The sequence below is a fragment of the Bacillus sp. XT-4 genome (genome assembly GCF_050864245.1).
Taxonomy (GTDB): Bacteria; Bacillota; Bacilli; order Bacillales; family Bacillaceae; genus Bacillus; species Bacillus altitudinis.
The window spans coordinates 636,016-648,408 of the sequence record NZ_JBPAFI010000002.1 but is presented as its reverse complement, the minus strand read 5'-3'; the positions used below and the strand labels follow the sequence as shown (position 1 = coordinate 648,408).

Annotated in this window: 13 protein-coding genes; 12 read left to right on the top strand and 1 reads right to left on the bottom strand. The window is 41.7% G+C overall.

Features of this window, described 5'->3' with window-relative positions:
* The first annotated feature begins 73 nt into the window (after window positions 1–73).
* The 3 genes from ACRRMM_RS08615 (at window position 74) to ACRRMM_RS08605 (ending at window position 1,914) form a co-directional block, all read left to right on the top strand.
* Window positions 74–649: a nad binding enzyme gene (locus ACRRMM_RS08615; RefSeq protein WP_148780241.1), complete on the top strand. Its 576-nt coding sequence runs from the start codon at window positions 74–76 to the stop codon at window positions 647–649.
* A 90-nt stretch (window positions 650–739) separates the two neighbouring features.
* Complete coding sequence (locus tag ACRRMM_RS08610; RefSeq protein ID WP_008348509.1) at window positions 740–1,705, top strand: BMP family ABC transporter substrate-binding protein; 966 nt, start codon at window positions 740–742, stop codon at window positions 1,703–1,705.
* Window positions 1,706–1,716: 11 nt separating this feature from the next.
* Window positions 1,717–1,914 (top strand): ComZ family protein, encoded by a 198-nt coding sequence (locus tag ACRRMM_RS08605; RefSeq protein ID WP_008348507.1) that lies wholly within the window; start codon window positions 1,717–1,719, stop codon window positions 1,912–1,914.
* 202 nt (window positions 1,915–2,116) lie between these two features.
* Here ACRRMM_RS08605 and ACRRMM_RS08600 read toward each other — a convergent pair whose 3' ends face one another.
* Entirely contained in the window at window positions 2,117–2,350 is a 234-nt protein-coding gene (locus ACRRMM_RS08600; protein ID WP_035700279.1) for a hypothetical protein, read from the bottom strand.
* 169 nt (window positions 2,351–2,519) lie between these two features.
* Between ACRRMM_RS08600 and ACRRMM_RS08595 the strand changes: the two genes are divergently transcribed.
* The 9 genes from ACRRMM_RS08595 to ACRRMM_RS08555 all read left to right on the top strand — a co-directional run bounded on the left by ACRRMM_RS08595 (window position 2,520) and on the right by ACRRMM_RS08555 (window position 12,362).
* A complete protein-coding gene (locus tag ACRRMM_RS08595; RefSeq protein ID WP_008348504.1) occupies window positions 2,520–3,458 on the top strand; it encodes a beta-ketoacyl-ACP synthase III in 939 nt (312 codons plus the stop codon).
* A gap of 21 nt (window positions 3,459–3,479) precedes the next feature.
* Window positions 3,480–4,721, top strand: a complete 1,242-nt coding sequence (gene fabF / locus ACRRMM_RS08590) for a beta-ketoacyl-ACP synthase II (protein ID WP_008348501.1) — start codon at window positions 3,480–3,482, stop codon at window positions 4,719–4,721.
* A 77-nt stretch (window positions 4,722–4,798) separates the two neighbouring features.
* Entirely contained in the window at window positions 4,799–5,593 is a 795-nt protein-coding gene (locus tag ACRRMM_RS08585; protein ID WP_428828874.1) for a DUF2268 domain-containing protein, read from the top strand.
* 170 nt (window positions 5,594–5,763) lie between these two features.
* The gene (locus tag ACRRMM_RS08580) at window positions 5,764–6,744 is read left to right on the top strand and encodes an ABC transporter ATP-binding protein (RefSeq protein WP_039963422.1); all 981 of its coding nucleotides are present in this window, start codon (window positions 5,764–5,766) and stop codon (window positions 6,742–6,744) included.
* 23 nt (window positions 6,745–6,767) lie between these two features.
* Window positions 6,768–7,763: an ABC transporter ATP-binding protein gene (locus ACRRMM_RS08575; protein WP_058214013.1), complete on the top strand. Its 996-nt coding sequence runs from the start codon at window positions 6,768–6,770 to the stop codon at window positions 7,761–7,763.
* Window positions 7,764–7,848: 85 nt separating this feature from the next.
* On the top strand, window positions 7,849–9,483 hold the full coding sequence (locus ACRRMM_RS08570) for a peptide-binding protein (protein ID WP_428828875.1): 1,635 nt from the start codon (window positions 7,849–7,851) through the stop codon (window positions 9,481–9,483).
* 77 nt (window positions 9,484–9,560) lie between these two features.
* Entirely contained in the window at window positions 9,561–10,511 is a 951-nt protein-coding gene (locus ACRRMM_RS08565; RefSeq protein WP_007499031.1) for an ABC transporter permease, read from the top strand.
* A 33-nt stretch (window positions 10,512–10,544) separates the two neighbouring features.
* Window positions 10,545–11,444 (top strand): oligopeptide ABC transporter permease, encoded by a 900-nt coding sequence (gene opp4C, locus ACRRMM_RS08560; protein ID WP_081114822.1) that lies wholly within the window; start codon window positions 10,545–10,547, stop codon window positions 11,442–11,444.
* A gap of 165 nt (window positions 11,445–11,609) precedes the next feature.
* Window positions 11,610–12,362, top strand: coding sequence for a YjbA family protein (locus ACRRMM_RS08555; protein ID WP_144684661.1), 753 nt, complete (start codon window positions 11,610–11,612; stop codon window positions 12,360–12,362).
* Window positions 12,363–12,393: the final 31 nt, after the last annotated feature.

Below are 12,393 nucleotides of genomic sequence, written 5' to 3'. Positions count from 1 at the left end.
AATAGGATGATAACAGCCCTTCATGGAAAGGGCTCTTCTTTTTATTCGATATGCTAAAAAAGGGGACATGAACATGGAAACAGGACTGATCATAGGTGCAGATGAATTTTTTGGACTGACACTTTGTGAATATATGATGAAAGAGGGCATACAAGTGGATATCACATATCCTAAGGAGCAGTCAGAGGAGCAAAAAATGTTATTAGAAGAGCGGATGATGTGGCTCGGCCGCAATGATCTTGTCCGCGTTATTGATGGTCAAGATAGGAAAGAGGCATATGACCTGATCTTTTTTCAATCAGATGATTCAATGAACAGAGAGACAGACCTCGAAGCGAAGCATGGCATATACCGCTTGTTTTACGAAGAACCCGAAAGCCATTCGCATGAACAAAGCGTTTCGGCTGTTATCCTTCCACGCATGTTTGGTCCGTGGACACTCCATGAAGAGAGACGAATAAAGGATGATCACACATTTTTTGTAGAAGATGTCGCAAAGGAGCTTTTAAAGTGGGCACGGACTGATCAAAGGGAGGAAATGATCCATCAATTGAAGGTAGAAAGACAAACAGATGACAAACAAGCAGAAGAAATCATAGCAGAATGGAAAAGACAAAACTCAACATTTTTCGACAAAAAGCAAGAATGATCTTCCATCTTATCTTTTTTCAGTATAAAATAAACCTATATTTAACATACAGGTTCATGCCTGCGTGTTGCAAAGGGAGTTGAACATGGCATGAAGTACCAGCGGCTTGTCATGATCTTTTCGTTCCTTCTTCTTATGCTATCTGCCTGCTCGCAGGCGCCGTTAAAAGGACATATTGAGAAGGTGGGTTTACTCGTCCCCGATACGATTAATGATCAAGTTTGGGGAACGAAAGGTTATAAAGGCTTATTAAATATCCAATCAACATTTGGTGTAGATGTTTATTATAAGGAAGGGATGGTCGACAAGGAGAAAATCGTTGATGCCATTGAAGAATTTCATAAAAAAGGAGTCAATTTAATTATTGGCCATGGCAATGAATACAGCGAAATTTTCAACTTGATCAGTGAAGATTATCCGAAAACACAATTTATCACGGTCAATGGAGGCAAGCCTCAAGCTGATAATGTCACAAACGTCACGTTTAAAGGAGAAGCAATGGGCTTTTTCGGAGGCATGACAGCAGCGCATATGTCCAAAACAAAAAAGATTGGTATTCTGGCTACATATGATTGGCAAAGTGAAGTAGACGGTTTTATCAAAGGTGCAAAATATCAGGACGAACATGTGCAAGTCCTAGCGGAATTTGTCGAAAACTGGGATGATGCTGACAAAGCGGTGAACCTCTATCAAAAATTGAAAAAACAAGGTGTAGATGTTGTGTATCCAGCAGGTGATGGTTATAATATCCCTGTCATTGAACAAATCAAAAACGACAATTTATCTGCGATCGGATATGTCACAGATCAATCCAACCTTGGAAGCCATACGGTGTTAACTAGCACAGTACAGCATGTCGATAAAGCGTACAGTATCATTGCGAAGAAGTTTAATGAAGGCAAGCTAAACGAACAAGGTGAGTACTCCTTTGACTTTAAAGAAGGAGTGATCGAAATGGGGAAATTTAGCTCAACCATAGACCGCGCTTTTGTGAAAGACATTGAGAAGGATATTGCGAATTACAAAAAAACAGGCAAATTGCCAAATGAAAAGTGAGGACGTTGAACATGCAACACGAAAAATCGATGGAGTTTTTACAAATTGCGATGAAGTATTTTCCACAAGCAAAAGAAGAATTAGATAAAGCAGGGATTCAGCTTGATCCACAAGCACTTCAGCCACTTCTCTCTTTGTTTACATCTGTCATGCAAGAGGCATATGAGCTTGGAAAAGCAGATGCAGCATCAGAAAAAGCCACAGAATAGTGGCTTTCAGCGTGTAGACAAACCCTCGCATTCTTTGTCAGTCCTGCGCGCTGGTGCTCACGAATGACAAATTCGCTCCGTGCAAGTAGCTGTCCTTCCTAGACTGCAAAGGTTTTCTATCACGCTGAGAAGAAGACAAAGGGCTAAAATATTTTAGCCCTTTGTCAACAATCAAAAAAAGCCACAGAATAGTGGCTTTTTTTTATGATAATTTTTTCTTGAAGGCACTAATCATAGGACCAACATCTTTAAACACAGGCTTCAGCTCATCGATGGAGTTCATAATGTTTCCAATTTGATTCATGACATGCATGTAGTCAATGGAGTCATCACTTGAAGAAGTCTCTGCACGCTCCTCCTTTTTTTCTGCCTTGCTTTTCTCTTTTTCAAGCGGCTGACCAAACATCATTGCTGAGAAAATATCCTTTTGCGCCATATCACATGTTCCTTTCTACTATTGGTATATCATTAATCTATGAAAAAAGTGAGAGGAAAGGTTAGACGTTTGTATTGCCAAGGAGAAAAAAATAAGGTAAAATTAGTACCAGATACTAATATAAGATCACAATATCACATGCTCGTATGAGTAAAAGGAGTCTTATTCAATGAATGCTGGAATTATTGGCCTTGGCCGCTATATACCTGAAAAAGTATTAACAAATCGTGATTTAGAAAAAATGGTTGAAACTTCTGACGAGTGGATTCGTACTAGAACAGGTATAGAAGAAAGAAGAATTGCATCTGATGATGTCAATACATCTCATATGGCGCTTGCTGCTGCAAAAAAAGCATTAGCTGACGCAGATGTGGCTGCAGAAGATATTGATATGATTCTTGTAGCGACAGTTACGCCAGATCAAGCATTTCCGACAGTCGCTTGTATGATTCAAGAGCAGCTCGGTGCACATAAAGCATGTGCAATGGATATTAGCGCTGCCTGCGCTGGCTTTATGTATGGTCTTGTTACTGGAAAACAATTTATCGAATCAGGCACTTACAAACACGTGCTTGTCGTTGGTGTAGAAAAGCTTTCTCGCATTACCGACTGGGATGACCGCAACACAGCTGTTTTGTTTGGAGATGGAGCAGGTGCTGCTGTACTAGGAACAGTCAGCGAAGGCAAGGGAATTCTATCATTTGAGCTTGGAGCCGATGGAAGCGGCGGGAAGCACTTGTACTTAGATGAAAAAGATCATACAATCATGAATGGAAGAGAAGTATTTAAATTTGCTGTGAGACAAATGGGCGAGTCAAGTGTAAACGTGATTGAAAAAGCTGGACTATCAAAAGAAGACGTAGACTTCTTGATTCCGCATCAAGCAAACATTCGCATTATGGAAGCAGCACGCGAACGCTTAGAGCTGCCAGTTGAAAAAATGTCGAAAACAGTCCATAAATATGGAAACACATCAGCAGCATCCATTCCAATTTCACTATGTGAAGAAATCGAAGCCGGAAAAATTCATGACGGCGATGTGATTGTAATGGTTGGTTTTGGTGGAGGATTAACGTGGGGCGCAATCGCTATGCGATGGGGCCGATAAAAGAGTGGGGTGCACAAATTAATGGATAAGAAACGAGTAGTTGTTACAGGATTAGGTGCTTTGACACCTCTTGGCAACGATGTAGAGACAACATGGAAAAATGCTGTAGCAGGTGTATCAGGTGTTGGCCCGATCACACGTGTTGATTCAAGTGAATATACAGCAAAAGTAGCTGCAGAACTAAAAGATTTTAACATCGAAGATTACATGGAGAAAAAAGAAGCGAGAAAGATGGCACGCTTCACACAATATGCAGTTGTTGCTGCTCAAAAGGCTTTAGAAGATTCACGCCTCGAAATTACAGATGAAAACGCACCTCGTGTTGGGGTATGGGTTGGATCTGGTATTGGCGGACTTGAAACATTCGAAGAGCAATTCGAAGTGTATTCAAATAAAGGAGCAAGACGCGTAAGCCCGTTCTTCGTTCCAATGATGATTCCAGATATGGCGACAGGTCAAATTTCGATTGCACTTGGCGCAAAAGGGGTTAACTCTTGTACAGTGACAGCATGTGCGACAGGAACAAACTCCATTGGAGATGCCTTTAAAGTCATTCAGCGCGGAGATGCAGATGCGATGATTACAGGTGGTACAGAAGCACCATTAACGAAAATGTCGTTTGCTGGTTTCTGTGCAAACAAAGCCCTTTCGACAAATCCTGATCCAGATACAGCAAGTCGTCCATTTGACAAAAACCGTGACGGATTTGTCATGGGTGAGGGAGCGGGAATTGTTGTTCTTGAAGAATTAGAGCATGCGTTAAAACGTGGTGCGACCATTTATGCAGAAATCGTTGGCTACGGCTCAACTGGAGATGCATACCATATCACAGCACCTGCTCCAAACGGAGAAGGCGGCGTACGTGCAATGAAAGAAGCCATTCGTGATGCAGGTTTAACAGTGGAAGAAATTGATTATATCAATGCCCACGGAACAAGCACACCGTATAATGATAAGTTTGAAACAATGGCGATTAAAGAAGTGTTCGGAGAGCATGCGAATCAGCTTGCGATCAGCTCGACAAAATCAATGACAGGTCATTTACTTGGCGCAGCAGGCGGAGTAGAAGCGATTTTCTCTGTTCTGGCGATTAAAGACAGTGTCATTCCGCCAACGATTAACCTTGAAACACCAGATGAAGAATGTGATCTTGATTATGTAGCAAATGAAGCACGTTCAAAAGAAGTACAAGTTGCATTGAGCAACTCACTTGGTTTTGGCGGGCACAACGCGACAATTATCTTCAAAAAATACGAAGCGTAATATGTCTTAAGAAGGCGGCGATCTATAAACAGATCGCCGCCTTTTTGCATATGATGAAAATGGAGGTGTTCAGCGGTATGGGTCTGATCAATACACAATATCTCATTGAGCAATCATCATCATTTCAGGAGCTGGCGGCACGTTTTGTCCCTTATTTTAAAGGAGCGGAGAAAAAAGAAGGATCATCTATTCTCGCCCATTTACAACATCACGGAATGGTGCGATCATGGAACGCCTGCCTGGAAATGATCGACAAGCTCAAAGAAAAAGGGTATTTCCAGCTTGTGATGAAAGAATACAAAGCGTTGCAAAAAAAGTGGGGAGGTCCTGATGTCCCTGTCTTTATTTTGCCTGTTAATGAGAGCAGCAAAGAGATCAGAGAACAATTTTACTTTCAATCCGGCATGGCATTTGATGACAAAATCTTTCTTTTTTTATCCCCGCATACACCGAAGGAGCGAATCGGTACGTTGCTGACGCATGAATATCATCATGTATGCAGGTTGCATTTTCTCACGAAAGAAGAAAAAGATTTTACATTCCTTGATACAATCATGATGGAGGGGCTCGCTGAATATGCTGTGTATCATAGATATGGAGAAAGCTATACAGCAAAGTGGACGACTTTATATGACGAATCGCAGCTGCAGCGCATGTACAAGAAATGGGTATCCAGTCACCTTTATCAGAAAGTGCAGGACGACGAAAGACTGATACAGAATCTCCTTTATGGAAAAGGGAACTACCCCAAAATGCTTGGCTATGCCACTGGGTTTTATATCGTGAAAAAGTATTTCGATGAGCACCGAATCAGCGGGGAATCTATGATTGCGGAGCCAGCGGAAACGTTCTTAAAGGCGATAGAGTCATAAAGACAATCATTCTCAAAAAAAGTGACATATTACAATTTTACTAAATACTTCTTGATTTCGTCATGCTGATGTAATAATATACAAATATAAATTTTGATAATTCTTTTTATTCTAAAAAGACGGAATTTTTTGATTCGGTTCATTTGATCTATGGAGAAAGGGGCGAATGCATGAGCACACTGCTTGAAGTGCAAAACTTAAAAACCTATTTTTTTCGAAAAAAGGAACCAATACCTGCTGTTGATGGCGTTGATTTTAGTATCAAAAAAGGGGAAACAGTCGCATTAGTCGGTGAGTCTGGGTCTGGTAAAAGTATTACGTCTTTATCCATCATGGGTCTGATTAATGGGACTGGTGGGAAGATTATGGATGGTTCCATTAAGCTTGATGGAAAAGACCTTGTTACATATAGTGAAAAGGAATTGTGCAATATTCGTGGTAATGATGTATCCATGATCTTTCAGGAACCCATGACCTCACTTAATCCCGTCTTAACCATCGGGGAACAAATAACAGAAATCCTCATTTACCACAAAAAACTTTCAAAAAAAGAAGCGACCAAAAAAGCGATTGACTTGCTAAAGCTTGTAGGCTTTTCCAGGCCAGAACAAATCATCAAAGATTACCCGCACCGTTTATCCGGCGGTATGCGTCAACGAGTCATGATCGCCATTGCGCTAAGCTGTGATCCGAAGCTCCTCATTGCGGATGAGCCGACTACTGCGCTCGATGTGACCATACAAGCCCAGGTGCTGACCTTAATGAAAGATTTATGTTCGACCTTTGGTACGTCTATACTTCTCATTACGCATGATTTAGGTGTTGTGTCGGAAGTAGCAGACCGCGTCATTGTCATGTACTGCGGACAGGTTGTTGAAAATGGAACCGTTGAAGAGTTGTTTGATCATCCGCTTCATCCATACACAGAAGGACTGCTTGAATCCATTCCGGTCATTGACGGAGACATTCAGCCATTAACGGCGATAAAAGGAAATGTCCCTGCGCCAGATCAGCTTCCCGCAGGATGCCGTTTTGCGCCTAGATGCCCGAAAGTAATGGAACGCTGCATAGGTGAATTGCCCAAACTGGCAACCTTTGAAAATGGTAGAAGCGTCAGGTGTTTCTTATATGAGGAGGCAAGCCAAACATGACACTTGCTGAAAATCAACCATACATGACAGATCAATCTGAGAAAGAAACCATCCTGGAATTAAAAAATATACGAAAACACTTTCCGATTAAAGCTGGGGTGCTGCAAAAGAAAGTAGGAGCAGTCAAAGCGGTTGACGGCATCGACTTAAACATTTATAAAGGCGAAACGTTAGGCATCGTTGGAGAGTCTGGATGCGGTAAATCCACATTAGGACGGACGATGATTCGTTTATATGAACCAACAGAAGGACAAATTCTATTTAAAGGGCAAGATATCTCTCATGTATCTGAATCAAAGCTAAGACAATCAACAAGGAAAAACATCCAAATGGTTTTTCAAGATCCCTTTGCATCACTCAACCCTAGAAAAACACTTCGAAGTATCATCAAAGAACCCTACAAAACACATCACTTATATTCCTTAAAAGAAAGAAATGAAAAAGTAGAACAGCTTTTATCCAAAGTCGGCCTTCACCCAAGTTTTGCGAATCGATACCCGCACGAATTCTCCGGCGGACAAAGGCAACGGATCGGTATCGCTCGTGCACTTGCCATGAATCCTGAAATGATCATAGCAGATGAGCCTGTTTCAGCGCTTGACGTCTCCATTCAGGCGCAGGTCATCAATTTGATGGAAGAGCTTCAAGAAGAGTTTGACCTCACCTATCTCTTTATCTCTCACGATCTCAGTGTGGTCCGCCACATTAGTGATCGAGTGGGCGTCATGTATCTTGGCAAAATGATGGAACTTGCGGATAAGCATAGCCTGTACGATGATCCGCTTCATCCGTATACACAGGCGCTTTTATCTTCCGTTCCAGTCACCCGTAAAAAAGGTCAGGTGAAAAGGGAACGGATTATGCTGCAAGGTGATTTACCAAGCCCTGCTAATCCGCCAAAAGGCTGTGTGTTTCATACAAGATGTCCGCATGCGAAAGAAGTCTGTAAAGAAAAAGTACCACAATTTCAAGAATTAAAAACGAACCACTTTGTGGCCTGCCACCTCTACGACGCTTGATCACGCTTGTATGATCTCATCTTTGAGAGGGGGGATAAAACGGGCTTCTGTCATCATTTTTTAAAAAAGATAGGGGGAATTGTCTATGAAAGATAGAAAGAGAAAGTCCATTTTGGTCAGTTTGCTGCTGATCTTTACATTGATCCTTGCTGCTTGTTCTGGTGGAAATAAAACGTCTGGAGACAGTGAAAAGAAATCCACAGGTAAACCTGTTCAAGGCGGCGATCTTGTCATTGGTTCGATTGCAGAGCCTACATTATTTAACTCACTTTACTCAACAGACGTGGCAAGTTCTGATATTGAAGAAAGAATCTATAGCTTTTTGCTGCAAACAGATGGAAAGCTTAACCCACAGCTGGCGTTGGCAGAAGATATTAAAGAATCCGATGACGGCAAACAGTTTGATGTGACCATTAGAAAAGGCGTGAAGTTTCATGATGGAGAAGAACTGACTGCTGATGATGTTGTGTTTACATACAGCATTCCGATCAATAAGGATTACAATGGTGAGCGTGGATCAGGCTTTGAAGTATTAGAGTCTGTCAAAAAAACAGGGGACTATTCGGTCGAATTTAAGCTGAATAAAAAAGATCCATATTTTTATAATGTCACGCTAGGAAGCTATGGCATTTTACCAAAACATATTTTAGGTGATGTCCCTATAAAGGATCTTGGCGAAAATGAATTTAACCGAAAAAATCCAATCGGCTCTGGCCCATTTAAATTTGCCGAGTGGAAAGAAGGAGACTATGTCAAACTTGAAGCATTTGATGACTATTGGGATGGACGGCCATACCTTGATACAGTCACCATTAAAACGATTCCTGATCAAAATGCAGCCATGGCCCAGCTATCCGCAGGTGATATTGATTTCTTTGCAGTACCTGGAGCAGAACTGCAAACAGCTGAAAAAGTTAGTAATATCAAAATCGAATCTGATCTAGGGCTAAATTATTCATATATTGGCTGGAATCAGAAAAACGAACTGTTCAAAAGTAAAAAAGTCCGTCAAGCGCTTACCCATGCCATTGACCGTCAAACGATTGTCGATCAAGTGTTAGATGGAGACGGGAAAGTAGCCAACATCCCAGAAAGCCCGCTGTCATGGAACTACCCTAAAAATGAAAATGTCCCAGTATTTGAATTTGATCAAGAAAAAGCGAAAAAGATGCTGAAGGAAGAAGGCTGGGAGGATACAGATGGAGATGGTTATCTTGATAAGGACGGTAAGAAGTTCTCCTTCGTCTTGAAGACGAACCAAGGAAACAAAGTCCGTGAAGATATTGCTGTCGTTGTCCAGCAGCAGCTCAAAGAAATTGGCATTGAAGCAAAACCGCAAATTGTGGAGTTCAGTGCATTAATCGAACAAACAACCCCGCCAAAATGGGATTATGATGCGTTATTACTCGGCTGGAGCTTAGCGACATTCCCTGACCAATACAGCATTTTCCATTCAAGTCAGTCTGAAAAAGGCTTAAATAACATTTGGTATAAAAATGAAGAAGTCGATAAACTGCTAGTTGATGCCAAAAACTTGAGTGATCGAAAAGAGTATTCAAAGGCATATGAAAAAATTTATGAGCTGATTGCAAAAGACCAGCCGTATACGTTCCTTTATTATGCCAACTCACATCGCGCGATGCCATCTAATCTACAAGGCTACTCTTACCACCCGAAAGATGAATATTACAAAATCGAAAAATGGTGGATTGAACAGTAGTTTGCTAGTGAAGAAGGGGAGGGGTCTCCCCTTTTTTCATCATAGTATGGCCATCCGATGAAAAAGGAGTTGTGCACATGGTTACATATATCATTAGAAGGACACTTCTTTCCATCCCAATTTTGTTTGGTATTACGATTTTGTCCTTTGCGATTATGAAAGCAGCACCAGGCGATCCGATGTCACTCATGATGGACCCGACCATTAGTGCCGCAGACCGGGAAGCCTTTATTGATAAGTACGGCTTGAACGATCCTGAATATGTGCAATATATGAAATGGCTTGGTAATATGCTTCAAGGTGACTTTGGCACATCCATCGTAAAAAAAGGAACGCCCGTGGCTGATTTGATTTTTGCCCGGCTGCCAAATACCCTCATCCTCATGATCTTTTCTACATTAGTTGCCCTGATCATTGCCATCCCATTTGGTGTTCTTTCAGCAAAACGTCCGTATACAAAACTTGACTATGGTATTACGGTTACATCATTTATCGGACTGGCTATTCCGAATTTCTGGTTTGGTTTGATCCTTATTATGGTTTTATCAGTGAATTTAGGATGGTTTCCGACCGGGGGTGTCTCTACCTTAAATGCAGATTTTAATCTATTTGACCGGCTTCATCATATTATTTTACCTGCCTTTGTTTTAGCAACGGCTGATATGGCCGGCCTTACACGTTATACAAGGTCAAGTATGCTCGATGTGATGCGGCAGGATTACATTCGTACGGCGCGAGCGAAAGGTTTTAGAGAGAACAAAGTCATCTTCAAACATGGATTGAGAAACGGTCTGATGCCTGTTATTACGATCTTTGGACTCATGATTCCATCCTTTATTGGCGGCGCGGTCGTGGTGGAACAAATCTTCACATGGCCAGGGCTTGGGAAGCTGTTTATCGATTCTGCTTTTTCAAGAGATTATCCCGTCATTATGGCGATGACTGTTATCTCTGCTGTGCTCGTGGTCGTTGGAAACTTAATAGCGGATATTCTCTATGCGATCGTTGATCCGCGTATTGAATATTAGAAGGGAGCTGAAGCACAATTGGCACAACCTAATATGGGAACACCTTCTGTTGATCTCAAATTAAAAGAAGGCCTTCCGCCAAAACCAGAGACGATGCTTCGTTTATTTTGCGAGAAATTTTTCAAAAATAAATTGGCGGTTGCCGGCTCCGCTATTTTATTGGTCATTATCTTTTCTGCTATTTTCGCCCCGGTGATCGCACCTTACGCACCGGAACAGCAAGACTTATTGAAACGGCTACAGCCTCCAAGTGCAGAGCATTTTATGGGAACCGACAAGTTTGGCCGAGATATTTTTTCAAGGGTGCTATACGGAGCGAGGGTGTCTCTATTAGTTGGCTTTGTCTCAGTAGTCGGAGCCATCACCATTGGTACCGTCATTGGGGCGGTAGCGGGATACTTTAAAGGCTTTGTCGATTCTGTGCTCATGAGAATGGTGGATGTGGTATTGTCTATTCCAGATATTTTTCTCTTGATCACGCTAGTGACAATTTTTAAACCGGGTATTGATAAATTGATTTTAATCTTTGCGCTGACTGGCTGGACAACAACCGCCAGGCTGATCCGCAGTGAATTCTTGTCACTTCGCACAAGAGAATTCGTACTCGCAGCAAGAACGATCGGAACGAAAAACCATGTCATCATCTTTTCGCATATTTTACCGAACTGTATCGGCCCTATTATTGTGTCTGCTACATTAAAAGTCGGTTCTGTTATTTTAGCTGAGTCGACACTTAGCTATCTAGGGTTCGGCATCCAGCCTCCAACGGCGAGCTGGGGAAACATGCTTCAAGATGCACAAAATTTCTCCATTATGGTGCAAGCATGGTGGTATCCACTGTTCCCAGGTTTACTGATTCTACTTACCGTTTTATGCTTTAACTTCTTAGGTGATGGACTGAGAGATGCCCTTGATCCTAAAAAGCTAAAATAAGGTTCTTCTTATAGAAAATCGTGAAAGGACTCTGCGAGACGTTCTCCTTTTCCCAGGAAATAAAGCCGTCCTTCCGTCAGGGAGAAGTTTTAATAAAGTTGGAATAATTTCTCTATCCCTTGCCCATACTGTGGACAACAGTTTTTAAAAAGTGAGGGATTGGTTATGTTATTTCTTCATGACGTATGGGTGAATTGGTTTGAAGGGGAAGAGAATGGCTATAATGTGTGCCATTTTCATGAGTGGCGCAAGGAGGACAGCGTGGAGCTGTTAGATCAAGTACCTTTACTCAAGGTGCAGAGTCCTTTGTTTGATTACATAGAGAATGATCTATCAGAGCTGCCGAAGACGCTGCTAGAGTCTGTATTTGAGAAATCATATATTCGAAAAAATCATGAACGCCGTAAATTAGAGTATTGCTTTGTGGTCACGGACGGGATTAGAATCATTGCTGTGGATACGATTGGTTATTCCATCCCTGTGAGAAAGAGCCGATTGATTCCAAGACAGGAGCAATTGGTGTATGAAATGGTGAAAGATGTGAAGGCAGAGGAGTATGAATTCACGCCGGACAGCCTTGAATCGACGAAAGAATATCACATCCTATCATTACCACCGCAGCATATCAGCGGATTAACGAGAAAAGAAAGACAGCTGAAGCAGCTGATGTTTATGGCGCTAGATCAACTAAAGGGGCTTCAAAACCGAGCAGAAATTGCCTATTGGTATACAGAATGGAATCCGCGCATGTACAACCAGATCAAACGAATGTCTTTCGAGGAAATTTGGAACATGCTTTATAACGAAACCATTGATGGATGGTCAGAAAACCATTTAGCCTTTTGTGAAAAAATGATTAAAGGACAGCCATTTTTTGAAAAACTTTGGGAAATGGAAAATGAATCAAAAGTGAATTAGAAAAAGCTTGCAGCTGAATATGCTGCAAGCT